Below are 20811 nucleotides of genomic sequence, written 5' to 3' on the forward strand. Positions count from 1 at the left end.
AGTGCCTTTTTATTATGTCGTGTGCAGAAGGCTCGCTATGAGAGGCTTAGCCTCCCGCCACGACCTGGAATTCGATGGAGTCACAGATGAAAAAACAGAGTTTATTATTGGCGAGTGTGCTGTTGTTAAGTACCTCTGCAGTGTCGGCAGTCGAGGTGGCGGGGGTCGATGTTGCCGACACCATGACCTCTCAGGAGCAGGTGCTGCAACTTAATGGTGCAGGTGTTCGCAGTAAGTTCTTCATGGATCTCTATGTGGGATCCCTCTATACGGTTGGTCCTACCGATCAGGCCGCCAATGTGGTCGATGGCGAACAAATATCCGCGATTCGACTCAACATCACCTCGGGCATGATCACCTCAGAGAAGATGACCGAGGCGATGCATGATGGATTCGATCGCGCGACCGATGGAGACACCAGCGCCATTGCCGATAGCATCAAGTCCTTTATTGCAACCTTTGCCGAGCCGATCAAGGAGGGCGATCAATTTACCTTGGTGAGCGTGCCGGGTACTGGGATTGTTAGCTATAAAAATGGTCAGCAGCTGTCGGTCACCAGTGGTGAAGATTTCCGTAAGGCCGTGCTCGCGATTTGGTTGGGTGACAATCCGACGGATAAAGGGCTAAAGAAAGAGATGCTTAAAGGGTAAGTTTTAAGTCGGCCTGTTGCGGTCAGCATTTGATGTGCCATCAGACATGCCTCTAGCAAAAGAGCCAGTGTCGATGAGCCACTCCTGTTCACCCGGTGGTTGCAATGCAACGTCATGCTGATTAGCGACAGGCTGGCTTAACTCGAGCCTGAGTCCTAACGTGGCAGGAGCGCAAAGCCTATGACCCCTCTCGCTATTTGGCGCAAGTTGTTTTTTCCAAAGCGCCATGGCTGGAATGATGATCAAGTTCGTCTAGTCGATACCCTGTTGTTCTTCACGCTGCTTTGTCTGTTTACCGGGCTATATAGCCTGATGAAATGGGCCCAGCAGCCCCATACCCTGTTGATGATCACCTCGATGATCTTAATCTCCGTCGAGGTGATCGCCGCCGCGACGATTCGCTTTCTGCGGCAGATAAATCTGGCGTTAAATCTGGGCTTCTTTGGCATGGTGTTGCATGCCCTCAACGTTATTTATCAGGGAGGTGGCATACTCACCTCTAGCCAGAGCCTCTGGGTTGCGGTGTTGATTATCGCCTTCTATCTGACCGCCAATTTAGTCATGGCGACCCTTTGGAGTCTGGTCGTTATCGCCCTGTCGGCCGTGATGGTGCAGCAGGGATTGCAGCAGCAGATAGTGGTGACCATAGCTTTGTCTGAAGCCGGGGAGGCCATAGAGGCCTGGAGTGGCATGATACTCCCGCTTGTGGTCATAGTCGTCGCACAGGGTTATAGCTGCGCGGCCCGGTTTAAGGCCAATCAGGCGCAGGCCGAAGCACAGCAACATATGCAGTCGAGCGCCGCCAAGGCGCAGGCGGGCGAGCAGCGCCTCGGGCAGGTGCTGACTCAGGCCAGTGAGGATGCCTCGGCCCTGTCGGGCGTCGCCACCGCGCTGGACACCCAGGCGTTGACACTTCATCGGCAGGTGACTCAGCTTAATGTGAACTGCGAATCTCAGGCCAGTGCCGCAGAGCAGATGAGTCAGCAGGTGTCGCAGATGACCCAAGACATGCGTCAATCTGAACAGTTTATGGAGGAGCTAAAGGGGCGTTGCCAATCTATCGATCGCCGGGCGGCCAATAGCGCCCAATCCTTAGAGGCGTCGACCAATGCGATTGCGGCGATACTGAAAAGCAATCAGGAGATCGTCTCGGTTGCCGATCTCATTACCTCTGTGGCGGAGCAAACGAATCTACTGGCGCTAAACGCGGCAATTGAGGCGGCCAGGGCCGGCGAGTATGGACGAGGCTTTGCCGTGGTGGCGGAACAAGTCAGGGAGCTGTCGGCTAAGAGTAACCGCTCTGCGATAGAGATACGTCAGCTGCTCGGCAACAGCCGTGACGAGGTGATTCAAGGACAAAGAGTGATAGAGCAGAGTGCGGAGGAGCTGACGCAGATCATCGACCAGATTGCCAGTGTGGTTCATGACGTTAATCAGCTGGCGGGGTTAATGACCCAGCAAGGAGAGGCGCTCACCCAGCTAAATAGTGCCAGCAGCGAGGTGGCCAGCAGTGTGGTGGGCACTAACCAAGTATCCGAATCGGTTGCTATTGAGGGCGAGCAGTTGGCCAGACGGGTTGAGCAGCTGCAGGCGTTAGCCAATAGCCTGACTAAGGTTGTTCACTGCCAGGCGGATTAGCATCTAAGGGTAGGGATGACCTACCCTAATCGCTAACTTTCAGTAGAAATCGCCCCCCATGGCGCGTTTGAGGGCCGCCTCTTCGAGTAACTCTTCCAGGCGACGTTTGACTTCGCGTCTGTGTTGCAGCTCACAGGCGGCCTTAGGGTTTTTAGGTGCTGTGATCGCTTCGATTTCAGCATCGTTCGGAATAACATCGAGTAACTGAGCCATATTGAAATCCTCGTCAAATAAAGTGCTTGAGCACTCATTTGGTGCTGCTTAGCACTGAGCCGCTTTAACATAAAGTTAACTGAGTCAAAGCGTTAGCTAGTTTAGCGTCCTAAGGCCTGGGCACATTAGCGAGCGCTAATGAGAAAAATAGCAGGGGATTTTCAATTTTTGTTTGATCGAGTTAACACATTTGTATTTGTCGATTTTCTCGACTAAATCGGAGGGCGTTGGTGAATGTGTTGACTTTAATTAATTGTTTTTAAATGGAATAGCGGCTGAACAATAGTGAGTTGCCAGCTAAATTAGTGGCAACTCATTTAAATTTAGATCACAAATCGAAACTATAGCTGTAGCCTACCAACACTTTCGGATCGTCACCGTCGAGGTCGGTATCGCTGACCAAGAAGGAGATGGTACCAAAGTCTGTCTCCTTATCCAGAGAGAGGGAGTAGTCGGCATAGTTGTCGGTATCGAACCAGGCGTTGACCACATCGCCGCTGGAGTAGCCATAGTGCGCCGAGAATGACAGGGTTTCCGACAGCGGGAAGCTAAAACCTGCGTTGATGTAGCTGAGATCTTTCTCATCGAAAGGATCGGCTGCCACATCGCTATCGGCATTGACTACCTGGGAATAGGCGAGACTAAACCACTTCCAACTTAGGGCCAGGGTGACTTCACCGAAGTCTATGCTCGAACCGCTGTCGGGATAGGCGTAGTAGAGATAGCTGATGTCATAGCCAAAATCTTCCCCCACGCTGCCCGCATAGCCGCCATAGAAGTCGATCTCGTAGCTGGTGTTGTCACCGAAATCCACATTAGAAGCCCATGTGCCTAAGTAGAGGCCGCTATCGTGTTCGAAGTCTATGCCGCCTTGAACCGCGGGTGCGTCTCCTGTCTGGGTGGCACCGCGCCACAAGTAGTTGGAGGTCGCACCAATGTTGCCCGTGACGCTAGCGCTGGCAGGTAAGGCCACCATCAAGGTGCCCGCGAGTAGGCTTAGGGTTCGCAATGCTTGTTTCATACTCATTCCTTCTTATTGGTCTATGGGAGCGGCCTTGCCTGTTGTTATGAGTATTGTCAGGCCGCGTACAAGCTATAGCGAAGAGTGTGCCAAATATTTATTAGTTATTTTTCAATTAGTTATTTTATTTTCGTCAGGGGTAGGCAAGCGATTGATTAAAAATGAGGCAGAGCATGCACTAGGAAGGTGCATAAAAAAACCTCCATGGCGGAGGTTTTTTCGACGGATTAAATACCGATTTAGTTTACGCTGTCTTTTAGCGTCTTACCGGCTTTAAACTTAGGTACTACAGCCGCTGGGATCTGAATTTCTTTGCCCGTCTGTGGGTTGCGGCCTGTACGTGCTGCACGGCTAGTGGTCTCGAAAGAACCAAAACCTACAATAGAGATTTTTTCGCCGTTCTTCATCGCTTCCGCTACCGTTTCTTCGAAAGACTTTAAGGCGCGAGCAGCTTCAGCTTTAGTGAGTTCAGCGCTTTCCGCTATTTTTGCAACAAGTTCAGTTTTATTCATTTGGATAGTCTCTTCTTTCCGTAGATTTAGTAATACCAATTACATTAGATACTTGCAATTGCTGGACTTAACATGCCACAAGCATCCCTATAATGAAAGCGGTTTTATGCGCCCAAAGGGTGCTTTCAGTCAAATTCAGTAAAAATTTACCTTAGTGGCAGCAAAAAGCGGCCGATATTTCCCACTCTTGGCTTGAAAGGCTCACCAGACAAGGCTTGGGCCTTATTTTGCTGATTTGCCTGGGGGATTATTTAAGCCTCGCGTTTATCGCTCGTTTGCGCCGCTTGTGGCAGATACTGTTTCATGCTCTTAGAGAAGGCCATATACCACTGAAAACTCAAGAGTATGGTGATCACCAGGGCGATAGCCCAGATAGGCAGTTCCTGTCCACGCACCACCACCTTAACGTCTTCAGGGGTGATCTGATAGGCGATCACCGCTGTGGCTCCAAGCGCCGTGAACCCCAGGGTTTGTATGCCAATATAGATCTTCAGTACCAGGCTAGCCCAGTTGGTGCGTGCGATCAGCCCGATCAGCACAGGGATCACGCCCAGGGTAAAGAGATCGAGTGTCTGGCTGTCTAACGCGCGCCAGCCGGCGAGAATGGCGATAACGATATAGAGGGCGATCAGTAGCAGTATGCTGGGAGTCGGTCGGTTCATCTTGGCTCTTGGGTGAATGATTTGCCCCGCAGTGTAGAAAAATGGTGCAACTTAGTCCAATGCTTTGCCTAATTTGCCTATCTTTGCTGCTCAGCGTTGCCAGTTAGGGTAAGATGTGGCGGACTTAGATAGCGTGAGAACCCCATGACAGAGAGTGAATTTTGGCAGTTAGTGACCCGCAGCGAACCTCAGCAGGATCAGGAAAGCCTGGCGGCCGAGCTTAAGGCCAAGCTGACCGAGTTGAGTAACGAGGAGCTGGCGGCCTTCGATAAGCTGTTTTCCCAGCAGATGCGCAGGGCCTATCTCTGGTCGCTCTGGGGGGCGGCTTATATCGTCACGGGCTGCGACAGCGAGTATGGTTTTGCCGAGTTTCGTGCTTTCTTAATCTCGCTGGGCCAGGAGTGGTTCGAGCGGATACTGCTGGAGCCAGATGCCTTGACGCAGCTGCCAGCTTGGCCGGAGAAGGACGGCTATGCCTATCCCTTCGTGGAAGATTACGATCTGCTCGCCGGGCAGATCTATGAGGATCGCACCGGCGAGGAGTTGCCCTTTGTGCCTTCTGGCCAGGCGACGCCTCAGGGGAAGAAGTTTTCGCACAAGAAAAAACAGCTGAAGGCGACTTACCCCCAGCTGTTTCAGTTGTTTCCCTTTTAGCGGCGTCTCGACGAGTCAGGTTTAGAAGCAGACCTGGCTGTCGTTGTCGAACTGCAGTTCATGTTCGGCGCAGGCGTCTTCCATAAAGGCTTCCTCGGCCTGTTCAAGCTGGTTGTCCAGGTCTGCCTGGAAGCTGTCGAGCCTCTGGCTGTCGCTCGCTTCTTGCTGTTTATCCAGAATCTGGAAGTGTTTTGCTACCGCGGCGCGTTCGCTGTCGGTCAGCTCATTGGCGTTAACGCCCGAGATAAAGGCGAAACCAAGGATTAGCGAGGCCAATAGGGCGAATTTCCCTGAGAATCTTGTGCGGGTGAGTCGGCTCATTGTCATAGCTCCTGTCAGTATCTTAAATTCGATTCTTTGCCGCTAACCGGGCCATGCTAATGCGCCCTGTTGTGCGCTTGCAGACTGGCCCTGCGGTTTAATTGATACCTATGTTAATGACAATTGCTTGAACAGGAGCTGAATAAAAAACCAACAGTTGGAGTTAGTCTGCGGATCTCGGAAGACAAGGGAGCCGACTTACTCCTGATTCTTCATGGTCTCGCACTGAAAGCCCTGACGGCTGTTGTCGAAGCGGCACCTTAGTCCACATTCCCACAAGACATCGCCAAGCGCCTTAGCCTGTTCGGTGGCGAAGGTCTTACAGCTTTCATAGTCCTCGAAGTCATCGGTTTTCTTGTAGCGGCCCGAGTTGTAACCGTGGGCATAGACGAAGGCCGACCAGGTCTCTGGCGTTTGCTGGGTCTCTTCTGCGGTGATCCAATAGAGGGCGCCTGCTAGCAGCGAGAAGATAATGACGACGAACAGCAGAGCGGATCGATTTTGCATGATTTACCTTAGTAGACTTGCCGAGTAAGAGAGTCTACCCCAGGGGTGCAGCAAATTGATACAAAGGCTGCCAAAAACTGTGGGCCCGGGAGAAAAGGGTTAATCGTGATTGTCCAATAGGTAAAAAGGCGGCGAAAAGGTTCGCCAGTGTTTTACATTAAGCCTATATTCAGGTTAGCTTTTGTACACTCAGTGTTGTAACAAGACTCAATAGGTGTCCCAAGCTTGGGCGATTAAGGAGGCAAAATATGAAGTTTCAATCTCTACTCCTGGTGGGGGCGCTGGTGTCGCTTAACCTTGCCGCCGAAGAAGCCAAAGAGAACCCGGTCACCGAGGCCGGAGTGGTGAAGATCTCTTGGCAGGATGTGGACAGCTATCGTGACGTGAAGGCGGTAGGCGATATTCAATCTCGCTACGAGCTGCGCGTGTTCGAGACCCTGACGAAGAATCTCAACAAGGCGGCCGAGAAGACGCTCAAGCCCAACCAAAAACTAGAGCTGGTGGTGACAGATGTGGATCTGGCCGGCGACGTGCGTCCTACCTTCGGTGCGACGCCAAACGATATCCGTGTGGTCAAAGACATCTATCCGCCGCGCATGACCTTTAGTTATCAGGTGCTCGATGGTGAGCAGGTGGTGATTGCCGGCGACGAGAAACTCAGAGACATGAGTTTCATGCACACCACGGGTACCATGAATGACAAGCCGCTGAGATATGAGTCTAAGATGCTCAGCGATTGGCTGAAGAAGACGGTGGAGCCCAAGCTTTAAGGCAGGGCTGTCTCTTAAGCTAACTTAAGCGGCCGATACATAGCAATTGCCCCGTCATTGGGCGCGGGCGTAAACAGGCTAAAGCCATTCAATGCGGCTTTGGCCTGTTTTTTTGCCGCCGCGCTATAGGCCGACAGCTCCTGCTCGTCGCAGTAACGCGTCACCTCTGGCGGTAGCAGGCCGACACATAGGCTGATCAGGGGATGAGTCACCCTCTGTCCCTGTCTGTCTTCGGCCATCACACTCTGGGCCAGCCAGTCGTCGGGACTGTAGAAGGCCTCCCTGGCTTGGTTGAAGCTGAGGAGTAGGCGACGACACTCATCGACGATCGCCTGGCTAGTGCCTATCACCACAAAATCATCGCCGCCCACATGACCGACAAAATGGTCGGCGCCCAGTTGCTGCTGTAAACGCTTTGCCAGGGATTGGATCACCTCATCTCCCCGGCAGAAGCCGTAGAGATCGTTATAAGGCTTGAAGTGGCACAGATCGAAGTAGGCTAGGTAGAAGGCCCTGCCTTGCTGGCCAAGGCGTTGCAGCTCCTCCTGGATGGGGATGTTACCGGGTAAGCCGCTCAGTGGATTGGCGTGGCGGGCCATCTTGATCCGCTGCTCGGTGATCTGTTGCAGCAGATCTTTGGTGTGGCCTATCCCCAGCAGTTGCTGGCCGCGCATCACCAAGAAATGTTGCGCCACTGTGCCATGTTCGGCGGTCAGGCATTGACTCACCTCGGAGATCGGCATGCAGGCGGGTACTTTCAGCACCTTATCGTTCATTACCTCAGCCACAGGGCTGTTCTCGTGTAGCGCGCGGCCATAGGGCGTGCTGAACAGCTCCATCAACTGCGCCCTGTCGACTACGCCCAGTGGCAGCTGCTTGGCATCGACGATGGCGACTACCTGCAGATGAGGCGAGCGGGCGAAACGGGCGCTCAGCGCCTTTAGCTTGGTCTGTGGGGAGACGCATATGGTACGGGTGGACAGGCTTTCGGCCGATTCGGCGTAGCGGGTCTGACGTTGGCGGGTGTCCTGGGGCGCCATCGCCGCCAGGGTCTGCGTCGGTTGTGTCTGGGGGCGCCCCAAAAGGTAGCCCTGGCAATAGACGATCCCCAATTGGGTCAGCAGGGCCAACTCGGCCTGGGTCTCTATGCCTTCGGCGATCACCTTACAACTCAGGCTCTGACAGAGATCTATGATGGAGCGGACAAACTCCAGCTTCACCGGCGATTGGTCGATCTGGTGGATGAAGTGGCGGTCGATTTTGACATAGTCTGGCGCCAGCTCTGACCAGAGCCTCAATCCCGAATAGCCAGTGCCCAGATCGTCGATGGCGGTCAGGAAGCCCTGGCTGCGGTAGTGGTTGAGGCACTCCTTGAGCAGGTCGATATCATCGGCGGGGTATTGCTCCGACAGCTCGATCACTATCTGATCCGGCGACAGCCCAAGCTCCTGCACCAAACTTAAGGTGAGTCCCTTGGCGTGGCTGGGTTCCAACAGGGCCTTTGGCGAGATGTTGATAAACAGCTTGCCCGGCAGTTCGCGGGCGTCAAATTGCCTGATGGAGTGACGACGGCAGATCTCTTCCAGCTGTGACAGGCGTCCCTCATGGGCAGCAGTCTGAAACAGGGGCACAGGAGAGAAGAGGGCGCTATGCTCTGGGCCTCGACTCAGGGCCTCGAAGCCGTGCAGCTTATTGCTCGCGATGTTGAAGATGGGCTGAAACAGCACATGGATCTTCTCATGCTCGATGATCTTATCCAGTTCACTGCTCAGGTCGATTGCTGTCATCTAGGTCCGCCTCCTACGAAAAGTAGGGCGATTCTAGGACTAGGCCATGACAGCAATATGACACTAAAGTATGAGGTTACCCGCTCATTCAGTTGCTTAGTTACTTAGGTGCTTAGTTACTTGGCCTGGCTTTTAAACGCCTGCAGGGTCTGCAGCAGCACCCCGAGTTTACGCACGAAAGTTTCAAGCGCCGGCGCCAGGCCATCGCCTTGGCTAGGCAGCTTGGTCATGTCGTCGGCTAGCTCCTGTACATAGGGGCCGAAGCGGTTGCTGCGCGCGCTAAAGCCTTCTTCCTGGGTGAAGATGGTGGTGAACTTGCCGTGGCCGGCCTTCTTTAACTCATCCAGTTTGGCATCGGCATCGATGGCCTGGCGATAGGCCAACTGCAAGTTCTCTTTAAGTTGCTCAATGAGGTGACTATGTGGCATAACTGCCTCGTGTTGAAAAATTTAGCCGAATTATAAGGGGCAAGCCTGATGGCAACAAGTCGACCGCGTTTATTCACCATAGGGATTTTATTACTGACAGGGATCATGTCACTCGGCGCGATGGCCGCGAACGACGACAAACCACCCTTCTATAAGATCAGTTATCAAGGCAAACATACCTATCTGTTGGGATCCATTCATATCGGTCAGGCCGATTTTTATCCCATGGCTGAGCAGATAGAAACGGCCTTCGCCAAGTCGGGAGCCCTGGCGGTCGAGGCCGATACCAGTAAGGCAGACATCATGGGATTGATCCGCAAATATGGCCTGACTCAGATGGCGGCAGATGCCAAGACCCAGGCACGCCTGGCTGAATATTGCCGTAGCCGCAGCGAGATCTGCACCCCAATGCAAGCCTATGCGCCCTGGATGCAGGCGATGCAGTTTAGCGTGATGCGTTTTGCGTCCCTGGGCTACCAGGCGCAGTGGGGCGTAGACCAGGTGCTGCAGAGCAAGAATGGTGAGCGTCCCGTGATTGAGCTGGAGAGTACCGAGTTTCAGTTTGAGCTGATGGCCTCGTTCAGTCCTAAGCTTCAGTGGGAGATGGTGCTCGAGGCGATCGATGCCCCTGACGAGGAGATGGAGCAGCTGATAAGCGCCTGGCGAAGCGGCGATGAGGCCGCCCTGGATGACTTGATGCAGGGACAGATGCTGCATGATGGCGATAAGGAGCTTATCGATAAGATGCTCTGGCAGCGCAACGAGCAGATGACCGCCAAGATCCGCGCCTTGATGATGCAGCAAGACGGTCCGTCGCCACTGTTTGTGGTGGTGGGGGCCGGCCATGTGGTGGGCGACAAGGGGATACCCGCCAAGTTTGCCGCCATTGAAGGGGGCAAGGTCCAAAACTGCTGGCAGACGGCTTGCAACTAATCCCTCTTTACAACTCGGCGCCAAGCTGAAGGGCATCAATGTCTGTCGTTTAGCTATACTGTTAGGCAGGATAATACCAATCACAGTAAACATGTGCTCAGAAATAGCGCAGGAAAAACGCTTGAGAACAAAGCAGGATTTTTAGATAAGTAGTTATTCTACAATTAAAAATACTAATACAGTTATCGAGCGTTTTAACAAGCTAGAATGATCAATTATTTATTACGATTGGTATAAATATTGGCCAAGATATCGATGGGCGCAAAGTCCATCGATGCAGGGAGGCAAGATGCAGGCAGAGGCGCCCCTTTTCCCCGTTCGACCCGAGTTTGAGGCTATCCCCCGTCAGTGGGATACCCGCCACGACGCCGTGGTCGCCCGTGTCGACCCAGGTAACTTCTATGTCACCGCCCACGATGAGCTGATCTTCACCCGCCTGGGATCTTGTGTCGCGGCCTGCATCTGGGACCCTCTGTTGGGGATAGGCGGTCTCAATCATTTTCTGCTGCCCGAGCGGCAACTCCATGAAGATTGGCACCAGCTAACCAGCTATACCTGCCGCTATGGTAACTGGGCCATGGAGCAGCTGATCAACAGCATATTGAACCTGGGTGGCATGCGCAGTCGTCTCAAGGCCAAGGTGTTTGGCGGTGCTCAGATGACCGCATCCAGCGTGCTGAACGTGGGCGAGTCCAACATCAGCTTCGTGAATAACTACCTCAAGACCGAGGGGATAGAGATAGTGAGTGAAGATCTCGGTGGCCCCTGGCCGCGCAAGGTGTTGTTTCATCCCAATAGCGGCAAGGTCAAGCTGATGCGTCTGTCGCCGGAGCGGATCACTAAGATGATGAGTGAAGAGCAGCGCTACCTGAAGCAGATAGTCACCGCTCAGGGCGAGAGCCAGGTGGAGCTGTTCGACTAGTGAGCTAGCTATCTTTGCCAACGGGTAATGAAGTGGACGTATCGCCCCAGGGCTATGTAGGCGCGGTGAGTCGAGTATTGCAGCTCCATCTCCAGCAGTTGGCTGAAATCGGCATTGGGGGGCTGGTGGGTCTTGAGATAATCGTGGATCACTCTAACGCCCGACTCCGATACCAGCTCCATCTGCCAATCTGTCACCCAGGCCCGCACATCCTCTATATACAGGGGATAACTAGGGGTTAGCCCCACCTTCTTCTTCACCTTAAAATCCGCCGCCACATAGTCGAAGTTGCCGGAGATCAGGCTGTGAAAGCGCATCGCCTCCTTGTTGTAAAACATTAGGGAGAACAGGCCCTGTGGTTTTAACAGCTGGGTGAGATCGGCCAGCGTCTGCCTGGCATCGCTGAGCCACTCGGCGACCGCGTGGCAGAGGATGAGGTCGAACTGGCCAAGATAGTCTCGGGTCAGAGATTGGATCGGTGCGTGCAGCAGTGTGATATCCAGTTTTTCGCCGCTGCTCTCCTCATAGGCTTCTATCTGTGCCTTGCCCAGGGCCAACATCTCGCTGGAGATATCGCACAGGGTGACGCTGTGGCCCATCTTTGCCAGCTTCTGGCTGAAGAAGCCGAAGCCGCCACCGGCATCCAAAATGCGCAGAGGCCCCTCGGGGAGTCGGGTCAGGGCCTGGGAGAGATCCCGCCATAGCACGGCGGCGCGAACCTCGCCCTTAGGGGTACCGTAGATGTTTTTGGCAAATTTACCGGCTAATGCATCGAAGTTTTTGTCTTGCACTGAGTGACGCCCATGGGAAAAGCTGACTGAAATTAGGAGGGCTATTTTGCCATAGGCACGGGCGGCGCGCATTAAACAGACTTAAGGTTTAGGTAAAAAGCGTGAATTTGGGGTATACTCGCGGGCTTGCAATTTTTAGGCTGAGTAAAGTGTGAAGGGTTTGGATAGCGTGAATAAAGAAATTTGTGTTGAACTTAAGGCGATGCCGTCGCTGTTATCGCTTTATCGCAAGATCTTTTTTGGCCGAAAGCCAGGCTGGGATGAGCAGCCGTTGCCCCATGTTAAGGTGACCTGTCCACAGGTGACCGTGCGCGCGGATAAGGTCGCCCAATATGCCAAGGTGTGTGGCTTCGAGTTCGATGGCCAGCAGCTGCCCCTGACCTATCTCTATGTCATGGTGTTTCGTCTGCACGCCAGCATCTTTACCTTAGATGCTATTACCTTCCCCCTGCTGGGGATGATCCACCTCAAGAACAGCATTACCCGTTATCGCACCACGGGTGTTGATGAACGTTACGATCTCGAGTGTGAGTTGACCAGCAGCCAGATGACCGACTCTGGGCTGGAATTTGAGCTGGTGTCCCGCGCCTTCGTCGGCGGCGAGCTGGTGTGGGAGTCGCTATCGACCTATCTCTATCGTATCGAGGGCAGCGGTAAGCGCGCCCGTCCACCTAAGGCGACCCCAATGAGCTGGTCTAATCCGGTGAGCTGGGAGCTGAGTGAAGATCTCGGCCGTCGCTATGCCAAGGCATCGGGCGACTATAACCTGATCCACCTGCATCCTGTGCTGTCCAAGCGTTTCGGTTTCGACCGCGTGTTGGCCCACGGCATGTGGTCTAAGGCGAGAAGTGTCGCCCAGCTGATGCCAGAGATCGGCGACAAGCCTTGTACCATAGAGGTGGCCTTTAAGTTACCCCTCTTGATGCCGGCTCAGGTAAGCTTCGATTTCGACACCGAGAGCGCCGAAGGCCTGATGTTTGAACTGCGTGACGTCAAGGGACGCAGACCTCATCTGACGGGACAGGTGAAGTTTCACGACTAAGTTTCAGGACTAAGCCTTATGCTCAAGTCTCAAATCTGAGCCTCATGCATTGAGTTAGAAATGATAAAGCCAGCGGATTGCTGGCTTTTTTGTTGCTGTCAATAGGCCCTAGGGCACGCTGTGGCCGGTGGCGGCCTGCCAGATGCTAAACCACTCTTGTCTGTCCAGTGTGATCTCGCTAGAAGCCACGGCGGCGCTGATGCGCGCCGGATTGCCGCTGCCTATGATGGGCTTTGGCTGGCTGGGGAGGGCCATTACCCAGGCATAGATGATCTGGCTGATATCGTCCGTGCCATGGTTGGCGGCTATCTGGCTCAGGGTCTTACGTAGCCTAACGGCTTGCTCGCTCTGGCTGTGGAAGATCTCACCGCCCCCGAGACAAGACCAGGCCATGGGAGGACAGCGATACTGCTGCGCCTGATCTAGGCTGCCATCGCTCAGTGTATGCATGGCCATGGGAGAGATCTCTAGCTGGTTGGTCACCAAGGGGCGATCCAGGCGGGACTGCAGCAGGTCGAACTGGGCCGGGGTGAAGTTAGAGACGCCAAAGTGGCGCACCTTGCCGGTCTGATAGAGCTGTTCGAAGGCCTGGGCGACCTCATCGGCATTCATCAGGGGATCGGGCCTGTGAATGAGCAGCAGGTCTATCTCCTCTATCTGCAGCGCCTTCAATGAGTTGTCGACGCTGGTGAGAATGTGTTGGTAGCCGGTGTCATAGTGATTGACGTAGCGCTCAGGCGTGGAGCCAAAGGCGGGCTTGATACCGCATTTAGTGACTATCTGCATCTGTTGTCGAAGCGAGGGCTCGAGGGCCAGGGCGCGGCCAAATAAAGTCTCGCAGCTGTATTCGCCGTAGATGTCGGCATGATCCATACAGGTCACGCCTAGGCTGAGATAGTGCTGGATTAACGCCAGGGTCTGCTGTGGCGTCTGTTGCCAACTATCGAGGCGCCAGAAGCCGGCAATAAAGGGGGAGAATGTAAAGCTTTGCTGACTCATGGGCCGCTCCGTTTGGATTAATTTTTTCCATTAATAATCATTTTATTGATTTAGATTCATAAATCCTTAATTAATGCCGTCAGCGACAATGAATAGGTTTGTTGTGGCCATTTTTTGCTCTATATTCGCACCAGCTCGCTTTTTTTCATGCTTATTTATTGTAGGAGCGCTATATGCTGACTGACATCGAAATTTCACGCCAAGCCAGCTTGCAACCCATAGAAGACATTGCCACTGCCTTCGGGATCTTGCCCCATGAATTAAGCCCCTATGGCAGGACCAAGGCCAAGGTAGATCTGGCTATCACAAACCGAATTAAAGATAACAAACAAGGTAAGTTAGTGATAGTCACCGCAGTCACGCCGACCCCCTTTGGCGAAGGCAAGACGGTCACCAGCATAGGCCTGACTCAGGGCTTGCAGGCGATAGGCAAGAAGAGCTGCGCCTGTATCCGCCAGCCTAGCATGGGCCCGGTATTTGGTATCAAGGGCGGCGCCGCCGGTGGTGGCCTGGCCCAGGTGGTGCCCATGGAAGACCTGAATCTGCACTTGACCGGTGACATACATGCCGTGACCAGTGCCCATAACTTGGCGGCAGCGGCTATCGATGCCCGCCTGTATCACGAGCAGCGCCTGGGCGGTGATGCCTTTTTCGAGCAGTCCGGGCTCGCGCCTTTGGATATCGATCCCGAGAAGATCTTATGGCGCCGGGTAGTGGATCAGAACGAGCGCAGCCTACGTACCATCACGGTTGGCCTGGGCGAGGTCAACGGCCCTGTGCATCGGGGAGGCTTCGATATCAGCGCCGCCTCCGAGCTGATGGCGATCCTCGCGTTGAGCCGGGATCTTAAGGATCTGCGTGCCCGCATCGGCCGTATCGTGCTGGCGCAGAATAAACAGGGCGACTATATCAGCGCCGAAGATCTCGGCGTGGCTGGCGCCATGACGGCCATCATGAGTCAGGCCATCTCGCCGACACTCATGCAGACGTTAAGCGGCGCGCCTTGTCTGATCCACGCCGGCCCCTTCGCCAATATCGCCCACGGCAACTCGTCGGTCATCGCCGACGATATCGCCCTCAGGCTGGCGGATGTTGTGGTGACCGAAGGAGGCTTCGGCTCCGACATGGGCTTCGAGAAATTCTGTAACATCAAGACGCGTCAGTCGGGCAATGCGCCGGATGCGGCTGTGTTAGTGGTAACGATTAAGGCGCTCAAGTCCCATGATCCCCAGGCGGGAAGCGAGATGGACAAGCTCGCCGCCGGCTATGCCAACTTAAGCTGGCACATCAACAATGTGGCCAAGTATGGCCTGCCGCTGGTGGTGTCGATTAACCGTTTCGCCGAGGATGCCCAGGAGGAGCTGGACTGGCTCAAGGCCCGCGTGCTGCAAGAGGGGGTATTTGCCTGTGAGGTCTGCGAAGCCTTCTCTCAGGGCGCCGAGGGCGCCGTGGCATTAGCCGAGGCCGTGGTGCGCGCCACAGAGCAGCCGAGCCAGTTCCGTTATCTCTATGAGACCAAGCAGTCCATCGAGGCCAAGTTGCTGACCATCGCCGAGGCGGGTTATGGCGCCGGAGGCATCAGCCTATCCGACAAGGCCAAGACCCAGCTGGCTCAGCTGCAACGCCATGGATTCGATAAGCTGGCGCTGTGCATCGCCAAGACGCCCATGTCGGTCAGCCATGATCCTAAGCTCAAGGGGGCACCGCAGGGATTTGAGTTACCCATCGCCGAGCTGAAACTCAATGCCGGCGCCGGCTTTATCACGGCGCTGGTGGGTAAGGTGATGACAATGCCGGGGCTGGGAATACGCCCAGGCTACCTTAATATCGATATCGATGAGCAGGGGGAGATCACCGGACTGGCCTAAGGCGGGTGGGTTATCGGCTCTAGTGAGATAAAAAAACGCCTGCAATTGCAGGCGTTTTTAGGTTAGCGACTATTTTTCTGTCTGATAGATATGCACGTCGCGCTGTGGGAAAGGAATGGAGATCTTTTCCTGATCGAAGCGCATCTTCACCGCGCGGGTGATGTCCCAGTACACATCCCAGTAATCTTCCGGCTTGACCCAAGGGCGCACCACGAAATCCACCGAAGACTCGCCCAGCAGATGCAGCTTCACCGTCGGCTCGGGTTGCTTGAGCACCTTTGGATGCTCTTCGACTATGCCGCGCAGCACCTGTTCGGCGTGTTCTATGTTGTCGCCATAGCCAATGCCGAAGGTCATGTCGACGCGGCGTTGATGTTCTACCGTGATGTTGTTGATGGTATCGCCCCAGATCTTGTTGTTGGGGATGATCAGACGCTGGTTGTCCAGGGTCTTGATGGTGGTGGAGACCAGGCTCATCTGGCTCACCTTGCCGGTGACGCCCGCGGCGTTGATCAGGTCGCCCACATCATAGGGGCGATAGATGAGGATCATCATGCCCGAGGCGAAGTTGGACAGGGTATCTTGCAGGGCGAAGCCTATGATGACACCCGCGACGCCGAAGCCCGCCAGTAGTGGGCCAAGCTCGAAGCCCAGTTGTGACAGGGCGATCATCAGACCCAATGCAAATACCGTCTTACCCGACAGGGAGATGAAGAAGTCTTGCAGCAGCTTGCTGAATTTCAGCTTAGAGTTACTGACCATCTTCTTGACGATGCGCTGCACCGCCTTGCCCGCCAGGTGGGCTAAAAAGAGGATCAGCAGGAAGACAAACAGCTTGAACAACAGCCCTGGGCCGTTATCCAGCAACTGATTCTTAGCCTTGTTCCACCACTGATCCAGCAGGTTGCTGGCCACGTCGACATTGAGTACATCCTGGGTGATATCCCCTGAGATGCTAAACAGGGTCTGTTTTAGCACTGTGGTGTCCTGGCTCAGGGCGTCCAGCAGCTCGATCGCCACCGACAGGCTGGCGCTGGTGAGGCTGAGTCGCTCGTTGAGATTGGTGACCAGGGCGGTCTGCTCGGCAGTGACATCCTTACCCGCCTTAGCCGCCTCGTCGACGGCCAACTTGAGCTTGTCCTGGGTAAAGTGTACCAGGCTGTTGAGCATGTCTGAGCGCTTGAGTAGCTGAGTCGTGAGTTGCGTCTTGATGGCCTGAGTGTCTTCGCCTAGCTCATCTAGCCAGGTGAGGGTCTCGTATTTCGCGCCGAGGATCTCGTCGCGCTGACGGTCCCGCATGGCCAGCTTATACATGACACCTGTGTCATTATCACTGCCAAGTTGTTGTTTATATTGGTCGATATCGGCGGCGTAGTAGTCGGCCACCTTATCGATGAAGGCCAGATGCTTCTGCAGTAGCGGCAGAAGTGCAGCCTTATCCAGCGGTTGTTGCTTCATCAGCACCTTGAACTTGTCATGGACCTGATTGGCGTGTTCCTTGATGCGATACTCGATGAACTGCTTCATCTCACCATTGGCGTTGCCAAGTTTAGCGATGTCTAAATCTATGGTCTGTTGCAGTTGAGTCAGTTCGGTCAGGGGCTGAGGTGTCTGGAGGGCTTCATCGGCGGTGGCGGGAAGATGGGCTAGCGCCATCATAGTCACCAGCGCCAGGGCTAAGGTGCGTAACATATTATCCGTCCTGTGTTAGCTAATCGCTGGATCATAATCTGTTCCATCTGCGCTGTAAATTCACAACGCGCGGCGGTTCAATCTGGTAGACTAGCACTCTTTGTCGTTATTTGAGAGTTTGTTGTGCTTTGTCCTCACTGTAGTCATTCCTTTCGCGCCGCTCAGGTCGATGCCCAACGGGGCAAGGGGCTGGACGCGCAGATCCAATGCCCCCACTGCGAGGCCTGGCTAGGGCGAAGTGCCATCTTGATGCGATTGAAAATACTCGGCTTCTATCTGGGCCTGCTGATGCTGGTCTTGGGCTATTTCTTGCCTGACTGGCGCAACCTGACTACGCCTGTGGCGATATTTGCCGTGATGATATTGCTGGTGAGCCATATGATGGATCACCTCAAGGTGATTCAAGCGCCGCCGAGGCAAGAGGTGGATGACAGCGAGCAGCGACAGAAGTATCGCTGAGATGAGCTGGCTGGTGAAAGCCAGCTAAGAAGAGGCCGGGCTTTATCTTGGCTTAGCGCTCGCCATCTTAATCTATGACTTGAACCTGGGCCTCGAGCGCCGCTTCGACGTAATAGATCCCGCCCAGGATGGCGACGATAAAGATCGTGGTCCAGAACAGCATTTTGAAATTTTCGCGAAAAAATTCCTTCATAGAGAGCATTTCCTTTAACCTTGAATGGGAAGAGTCGGTAGCCGATTGCCACTATGGCTGTAATCTTAGTGTCACTAACTTAAGTCAGACTTAATTTTAGCCAATCTGGCCGTGATGTGGGCCACGCTTTGGCGTGGCGCCCAAGTAAAATTTTCCAATAACTTTTGTTACATTCCTGCTCGAGCGGGCGTCAATTGTGGCTTGACTTCATCACTCTTATCCCTAAACTTGGTCGGAATTTGAATGGTTCCAGTTGATCTCATGGCAATATCGGTAAGAGCAAAAGTAAGAGGAGTGGCGATATGGCTTAGTGCCGTATTGTTCTGCTTGTCTGTGCTCGCCCCGGCACATAGCCTCGAACATCTGGACGACGGGGCGACGACTCACTGTACCCTGTGTATTCAAAAACTGCAGCTTAACAGCGTCTTGCCGGTCGGCGAGTTCAGCTTTAGCCTGCCCACTCTCTCGGTGGAAGTGCCGCTGCGAGAGTCTACTGCGCTTGTAGCCGTTCATGTCGACTATTTCCAAAGTCGCGCCCCGCCCGCCTTATCGTAATACCTCAAAAAATTAAGATGATTAATACTCTGCGCCCCCTTGGCAGCAGAGTCGTTTAGCTATTTTTTTGGAGACATTATGATGAATTTCGATGCCCGCCTGTCGGCGGTAGCACTTGCCTGTGCCTTTTTGCCAAACTTAAGTTTTGCGGCGGATCCTACCCTGACGAATCCTGCTATTAGCGCCGTACTCGATGGTTATTATCAAAACGCCGAGCGTCCAATGGCCGAACGGGTCGAAGGCTTTGGCCTGGGTCATACCGAGCTGGCACTGAGCGCCAACATAGATGACATGTTCTACGGCAAGCTGACCTCGGTGATCGAGGTCCATGACGGCGAGACCGAGGTGGGGCTGGAGGAGGCCTTCATCCAGACCCTGGGCATGCCCTATGGTCTGTCGATGCGCGGCGGTCGTTTCCTGTCGGATGTAGGCTATCTCAACAATCAACATGTGCACACAGATGCCTTCTCGGATCGCCCCGCGGCCTATCGCGCCTTCCTCGGCAGCCACTATTTCGATGACGGTGTGCGTCTGGACTATGTCGCGCCGACCGACCTCTACTGGACCATGGGTATCGAGGCCTTCAAGGGCGACAGTATGCGCGCCGAAGATGAGCACGGTGAGCGCGAGTTTAAGAGTGTCGGCGTCTACACCGCCTACACTAAGCTGGGTGGCGACATAGGCGTCAGCAGTTCCTGGATGCTGGGCCTGAGTTACCTGCGTAACGAGAACGGCCGTCTCACTGCCCATGAGGAGCATGAAGAAGCCGTGGTGGCCGAAGAAGAGCACGATCATGACCACAGCCATGGGGCCAGGTACACGGGTGAGAACACCTATATCGCAGACTTCGTCTACAAGTGGGCACCACAGGGTAACTACAAGTATCAGCATCTAACTCTGAGCGGCGAGTATTTCCGCGTCAGCGACTATGCGCCGCTCGAGGAGCACGACCATGATCTGGTTGACGATCACGACACCTCAAAGCCGGATGCTCACACCGGCTGGTACCTCAGCTCTGTATATCAGTTCTCGCCAAATTGGTCGGCGGGCGTGAGATACGGACAGGTCGATACACATCTTTTGCACGATGAGCATTTCGATGCACAGAAACTGAAAGAGACAGAGGTGAGCCTGGCCTGGCACCACAGCCATTTCTCGACCGTGCGTCTACAATATACCAATCAGCAGGGCACTAACTTTGACGGCATCACCGACGATAACGTCATTACACTTCAATATGTTATGACTCTGGGGGCTCACGGTGCGCATCAATTCTAATTACTTAAAGGCCGGCGTTGCGGCGCTGGCACTCAGCTTTGCCTGTGGAGCACAGGCGAAACTCAATATCTTCGCCTGCGAGCCTGAATATGCCGCGCTATCCAAGGAGCTGGCGCCGGATGCTAAGGTGTACGCCGCGACGACTGCGATGCAGGACCCGCATCAGGTTCAGGCCAGGCCTAGCCTGATCGCCAAGATGCGCCAGGCGGATCTGGCCGTATGTGCCGGTGCCGATCTCGAGGTAGGCTGGTTGCCCATGTTGCAGATGAAGTCGGCCAACGCCCAGGTCCGCTCCACCGATAAGGGGCTCTTCTTTGCCGCCGAGCATATCCAGACGCTGGATCAGCTGGCCCAGGTCGATCGCAGCATGGGTGATGTGCATGCCCAGGGCAATCCACACCTGCACTTCGACCCCGAACGCCTGCTCCAGGTGGCTAAGGCCTTGTCGGCCAAGATGGTAGCGCTCGATCCGGATAATGCCGCGGGCTACGAGTCGGCCCTGGCCGATTTCAGTCAGCGCTGGCAGGCGGCGATAGGCCGCTGGCAGTCACAGGTGGCGCCGCTTCAGGGCAAGAAGGTGATCGCCTATCACACCAGCTTCCGCTACCTGTTCAACTGGTTAGGCATGGAGCAGGTGGGGGATCTCGAGCCCAAGCCGGGGCTGCCGCCGAGCACGGGTCACCTGGCAAGCCTGCAGGGGCGTGCCGGTCAGGGGGATGTGATGGCCATCATAGTCGCCTCCTATCAGGATGAGCGCGGGGCCAAGTGGCTCGGTGAGCGCACCGGCCTGCCAGTGGTGAATCTGCCCATGTCGGTCGGCGGTAACGATGACGCACAGGACCTCTTCGGCCTGTACGACAGCGTTATCCAGTTATTGCTGGGTGTGAATCGCTAGCCTGGCTTATATCCGGCGCCC

The 20811-nt window shown here is 54.6% G+C and carries 24 protein-coding genes; 12 read left to right on the plus strand and 12 right to left on the minus strand.

Features of this window, described 5'->3' with window-relative positions; all coding sequences use genetic code 11:
* Nucleotides 1–86: 86 nt before the first annotated feature.
* Together DB48_RS13955 and DB48_RS13960 are read left to right on the plus strand one after the other, a co-directional pair.
* Nucleotides 87–650, plus strand: a complete 564-nt coding sequence (locus tag DB48_RS13955; protein ID WP_041510844.1) for a chalcone isomerase family protein — start codon at nucleotides 87–89, stop codon at nucleotides 648–650.
* A gap of 180 nt (nucleotides 651–830) precedes the next feature.
* Nucleotides 831–2288 carry a methyl-accepting chemotaxis protein gene (locus DB48_RS13960; RefSeq protein WP_041510845.1) on the plus strand — a complete coding sequence of 486 codons (1458 nt, stop codon included), beginning with the start codon at nucleotides 831–833 and terminating at the stop codon, nucleotides 2286–2288.
* Nucleotides 2289–2327: 39 nt separating this feature from the next.
* On the opposite strand, the gene DB48_RS20305 is transcribed toward DB48_RS13960, so the two are convergent.
* From DB48_RS20305 to DB48_RS13975, 4 genes are all read right to left on the minus strand, one after another.
* A complete protein-coding gene (locus DB48_RS20305) occupies nucleotides 2328–2501 on the minus strand; it encodes a hypothetical protein (RefSeq protein ID WP_011864234.1) in 174 nt (57 codons plus the stop codon).
* 328 nt (nucleotides 2502–2829) lie between these two features.
* A complete protein-coding gene (locus DB48_RS13965; RefSeq protein WP_041510846.1) occupies nucleotides 2830–3522 on the minus strand; it encodes a TorF family putative porin in 693 nt (230 codons plus the stop codon).
* Between the two features lie 239 nt (nucleotides 3523–3761).
* Nucleotides 3762–4034, minus strand: a complete 273-nt coding sequence (locus DB48_RS13970; RefSeq protein WP_011864236.1) for an HU family DNA-binding protein — start codon at nucleotides 4032–4034, stop codon at nucleotides 3762–3764.
* Between the two features lie 251 nt (nucleotides 4035–4285).
* The gene (locus DB48_RS13975; RefSeq protein WP_041510847.1) at nucleotides 4286–4696 is read right to left on the minus strand and encodes a hypothetical protein; all 411 of its coding nucleotides are present in this window, start codon (nucleotides 4694–4696) and stop codon (nucleotides 4286–4288) included.
* A 144-nt stretch (nucleotides 4697–4840) separates the two neighbouring features.
* Between DB48_RS13975 and DB48_RS13980 the strand changes: the two genes are divergently transcribed.
* Nucleotides 4841–5350, plus strand: a complete 510-nt coding sequence (locus DB48_RS13980; protein WP_041510848.1) for a DUF4240 domain-containing protein — start codon at nucleotides 4841–4843, stop codon at nucleotides 5348–5350.
* Nucleotides 5351–5371: 21 nt separating this feature from the next.
* Here DB48_RS13980 and DB48_RS13985 read toward each other — a convergent pair whose 3' ends face one another.
* Together DB48_RS13985 and DB48_RS13990 are read right to left on the minus strand one after the other, a co-directional pair.
* Nucleotides 5372–5671, minus strand: coding sequence for a hypothetical protein (locus DB48_RS13985; RefSeq protein WP_052813793.1), 300 nt, complete (start codon nucleotides 5669–5671; stop codon nucleotides 5372–5374).
* Between the two features lie 198 nt (nucleotides 5672–5869).
* The gene (locus DB48_RS13990; protein WP_041510850.1) at nucleotides 5870–6178 is read right to left on the minus strand and encodes a hypothetical protein; all 309 of its coding nucleotides are present in this window, start codon (nucleotides 6176–6178) and stop codon (nucleotides 5870–5872) included.
* Between the two features lie 248 nt (nucleotides 6179–6426).
* Here DB48_RS13990 and DB48_RS13995 point away from each other — a divergent pair, with 248 nt between their 5' ends.
* The gene (locus tag DB48_RS13995) at nucleotides 6427–6948 is read left to right on the plus strand and encodes a DUF3016 domain-containing protein (protein WP_041510851.1); all 522 of its coding nucleotides are present in this window, start codon (nucleotides 6427–6429) and stop codon (nucleotides 6946–6948) included.
* A gap of 14 nt (nucleotides 6949–6962) precedes the next feature.
* Here DB48_RS13995 and DB48_RS14000 read toward each other — a convergent pair whose 3' ends face one another.
* A complete protein-coding gene (locus DB48_RS14000; RefSeq protein WP_041510852.1) occupies nucleotides 6963–8735 on the minus strand; it encodes a bifunctional diguanylate cyclase/phosphodiesterase in 1773 nt (590 codons plus the stop codon).
* A 116-nt stretch (nucleotides 8736–8851) separates the two neighbouring features.
* A complete protein-coding gene (locus tag DB48_RS14005; RefSeq protein WP_041510853.1) occupies nucleotides 8852–9163 on the minus strand; it encodes a hypothetical protein in 312 nt (103 codons plus the stop codon).
* 48 nt (nucleotides 9164–9211) lie between these two features.
* Here DB48_RS14005 and DB48_RS14010 point away from each other — a divergent pair, with 48 nt between their 5' ends.
* Nucleotides 9212–10096 carry a TraB/GumN family protein gene (locus tag DB48_RS14010; RefSeq protein WP_041510854.1) on the plus strand — a complete coding sequence of 295 codons (885 nt, stop codon included), beginning with the start codon at nucleotides 9212–9214 and terminating at the stop codon, nucleotides 10094–10096.
* Nucleotides 10097–10385: 289 nt separating this feature from the next.
* Nucleotides 10386–11018, plus strand: coding sequence for a chemotaxis protein CheD (locus tag DB48_RS14015; protein WP_041510855.1), 633 nt, complete (start codon nucleotides 10386–10388; stop codon nucleotides 11016–11018).
* 8 nt (nucleotides 11019–11026) lie between these two features.
* On the opposite strand, the gene DB48_RS14020 is transcribed toward DB48_RS14015, so the two are convergent.
* A complete protein-coding gene (locus DB48_RS14020; RefSeq protein ID WP_041510856.1) occupies nucleotides 11027–11809 on the minus strand; it encodes a methyltransferase in 783 nt (260 codons plus the stop codon).
* Nucleotides 11810–12011: 202 nt separating this feature from the next.
* Between DB48_RS14020 and DB48_RS14025 the strand changes: the two genes are divergently transcribed.
* A complete protein-coding gene (locus tag DB48_RS14025; RefSeq protein ID WP_152619170.1) occupies nucleotides 12012–12851 on the plus strand; it encodes a MaoC/PaaZ C-terminal domain-containing protein in 840 nt (279 codons plus the stop codon).
* A 108-nt stretch (nucleotides 12852–12959) separates the two neighbouring features.
* Here the strand turns inward: DB48_RS14025 and DB48_RS14030 are convergent, their stop codons facing one another.
* Nucleotides 12960–13850 carry an aldo/keto reductase gene (locus tag DB48_RS14030; RefSeq protein ID WP_041510857.1) on the minus strand — a complete coding sequence of 297 codons (891 nt, stop codon included), beginning with the start codon at nucleotides 13848–13850 and terminating at the stop codon, nucleotides 12960–12962.
* A 173-nt stretch (nucleotides 13851–14023) separates the two neighbouring features.
* Between DB48_RS14030 and DB48_RS14035 the strand changes: the two genes are divergently transcribed.
* Complete coding sequence (locus tag DB48_RS14035; RefSeq protein WP_041510858.1) at nucleotides 14024–15718, plus strand: formate--tetrahydrofolate ligase; 1695 nt, start codon at nucleotides 14024–14026, stop codon at nucleotides 15716–15718.
* Between the two features lie 69 nt (nucleotides 15719–15787).
* Here DB48_RS14035 and DB48_RS14040 read toward each other — a convergent pair whose 3' ends face one another.
* Nucleotides 15788–17410, minus strand: coding sequence for a mechanosensitive ion channel family protein (locus tag DB48_RS14040; RefSeq protein ID WP_041510859.1), 1623 nt, complete (start codon nucleotides 17408–17410; stop codon nucleotides 15788–15790).
* Between the two features lie 123 nt (nucleotides 17411–17533).
* Here DB48_RS14040 and DB48_RS14045 point away from each other — a divergent pair, with 123 nt between their 5' ends.
* On the plus strand, nucleotides 17534–17869 hold the full coding sequence (locus DB48_RS14045) for a hypothetical protein (protein WP_041510860.1): 336 nt from the start codon (nucleotides 17534–17536) through the stop codon (nucleotides 17867–17869).
* 67 nt (nucleotides 17870–17936) lie between these two features.
* On the opposite strand, the gene DB48_RS20530 is transcribed toward DB48_RS14045, so the two are convergent.
* The gene (locus tag DB48_RS20530) at nucleotides 17937–18062 is read right to left on the minus strand and encodes a hypothetical protein (RefSeq protein WP_268747965.1); all 126 of its coding nucleotides are present in this window, start codon (nucleotides 18060–18062) and stop codon (nucleotides 17937–17939) included.
* A gap of 261 nt (nucleotides 18063–18323) precedes the next feature.
* Here DB48_RS20530 and DB48_RS14050 point away from each other — a divergent pair, with 261 nt between their 5' ends.
* The 3 genes from DB48_RS14050 to DB48_RS14060 all read left to right on the plus strand — a co-directional run bounded on the left by DB48_RS14050 (nucleotide 18324) and on the right by DB48_RS14060 (nucleotide 20790).
* Nucleotides 18324–18617: a hypothetical protein gene (locus tag DB48_RS14050; RefSeq protein WP_041510911.1), complete on the plus strand. Its 294-nt coding sequence runs from the start codon at nucleotides 18324–18326 to the stop codon at nucleotides 18615–18617.
* Between the two features lie 78 nt (nucleotides 18618–18695).
* On the plus strand, nucleotides 18696–19895 hold the full coding sequence (locus DB48_RS14055) for a hypothetical protein (RefSeq protein WP_041510861.1): 1200 nt from the start codon (nucleotides 18696–18698) through the stop codon (nucleotides 19893–19895).
* Nucleotides 19879–20790, plus strand: a complete 912-nt coding sequence (locus DB48_RS14060) for a metal ABC transporter solute-binding protein, Zn/Mn family (RefSeq protein ID WP_041510862.1) — start codon at nucleotides 19879–19881, stop codon at nucleotides 20788–20790. Before DB48_RS14055 ends, DB48_RS14060 begins: the two co-directional genes overlap by 17 nt.
* The last annotated feature ends 21 nt before the right edge of the window (nucleotides 20791–20811 follow it).

It is taken from the genome of Shewanella sp. cp20 (assembly GCF_000832025.1).
Classification (GTDB): Bacteria; Pseudomonadota; Gammaproteobacteria; order Enterobacterales; family Shewanellaceae; genus Shewanella.

What these genes read in the sequence shown, in the direction of transcription:
- DB48_RS20305 (WP_011864234.1), bottom strand. Translation starts at nt 2,501, where the DNA reads ATGGCTCAGTTACTCGATGTTATTCCGAACGATGCTGAAATCGAAGCG.
- DB48_RS14055 (WP_041510861.1), top strand. Translation starts at nt 18,696, where the DNA reads ATGATGAATTTCGATGCCCGCCTGTCGGCGGTAGCACTTGCCTGTGCC.
- DB48_RS13995 (WP_041510851.1), top strand. Translation starts at nt 6,427, where the DNA reads ATGAAGTTTCAATCTCTACTCCTGGTGGGGGCGCTGGTGTCGCTTAAC.
- DB48_RS14030 (WP_041510857.1), bottom strand. Translation starts at nt 13,850, where the DNA reads ATGAGTCAGCAAAGCTTTACATTCTCCCCCTTTATTGCCGGCTTCTGG.
- DB48_RS14050 (WP_041510911.1), top strand. Translation starts at nt 18,324, where the DNA reads ATGGCAATATCGGTAAGAGCAAAAGTAAGAGGAGTGGCGATATGGCTT.
- DB48_RS13990 (WP_041510850.1), bottom strand. Translation starts at nt 6,178, where the DNA reads ATGCAAAATCGATCCGCTCTGCTGTTCGTCGTCATTATCTTCTCGCTG.
- DB48_RS13970 (WP_011864236.1), bottom strand. Translation starts at nt 4,034, where the DNA reads ATGAATAAAACTGAACTTGTTGCAAAAATAGCGGAAAGCGCTGAACTC.
- DB48_RS14010 (WP_041510854.1), top strand. Translation starts at nt 9,212, where the DNA reads ATGGCAACAAGTCGACCGCGTTTATTCACCATAGGGATTTTATTACTG.
- DB48_RS13975 (WP_041510847.1), bottom strand. Translation starts at nt 4,696, where the DNA reads ATGAACCGACCGACTCCCAGCATACTGCTACTGATCGCCCTCTATATC.
- DB48_RS14025 (WP_152619170.1), top strand. Translation starts at nt 12,012, where the DNA reads ATGCCGTCGCTGTTATCGCTTTATCGCAAGATCTTTTTTGGCCGAAAG.
- DB48_RS14040 (WP_041510859.1), bottom strand. Translation starts at nt 17,410, where the DNA reads ATGTTACGCACCTTAGCCCTGGCGCTGGTGACTATGATGGCGCTAGCC.
- DB48_RS13965 (WP_041510846.1), bottom strand. Translation starts at nt 3,522, where the DNA reads ATGAAACAAGCATTGCGAACCCTAAGCCTACTCGCGGGCACCTTGATG.
- DB48_RS13985 (WP_052813793.1), bottom strand. Translation starts at nt 5,671, where the DNA reads ATGAGCCGACTCACCCGCACAAGATTCTCAGGGAAATTCGCCCTATTG.
- DB48_RS14005 (WP_041510853.1), bottom strand. Translation starts at nt 9,163, where the DNA reads ATGCCACATAGTCACCTCATTGAGCAACTTAAAGAGAACTTGCAGTTG.
- DB48_RS13980 (WP_041510848.1), top strand. Translation starts at nt 4,841, where the DNA reads ATGACAGAGAGTGAATTTTGGCAGTTAGTGACCCGCAGCGAACCTCAG.
- DB48_RS13955 (WP_041510844.1), top strand. Translation starts at nt 87, where the DNA reads ATGAAAAAACAGAGTTTATTATTGGCGAGTGTGCTGTTGTTAAGTACC.
- DB48_RS14000 (WP_041510852.1), bottom strand. Translation starts at nt 8,735, where the DNA reads ATGACAGCAATCGACCTGAGCAGTGAACTGGATAAGATCATCGAGCAT.
- DB48_RS20530 (WP_268747965.1), bottom strand. Translation starts at nt 18,062, where the DNA reads ATGAAGGAATTTTTTCGCGAAAATTTCAAAATGCTGTTCTGGACCACG.
- DB48_RS13960 (WP_041510845.1), top strand. Translation starts at nt 831, where the DNA reads ATGACCCCTCTCGCTATTTGGCGCAAGTTGTTTTTTCCAAAGCGCCAT.
- DB48_RS14035 (WP_041510858.1), top strand. Translation starts at nt 14,024, where the DNA reads ATGCTGACTGACATCGAAATTTCACGCCAAGCCAGCTTGCAACCCATA.
- DB48_RS14015 (WP_041510855.1), top strand. Translation starts at nt 10,386, where the DNA reads ATGCAGGCAGAGGCGCCCCTTTTCCCCGTTCGACCCGAGTTTGAGGCT.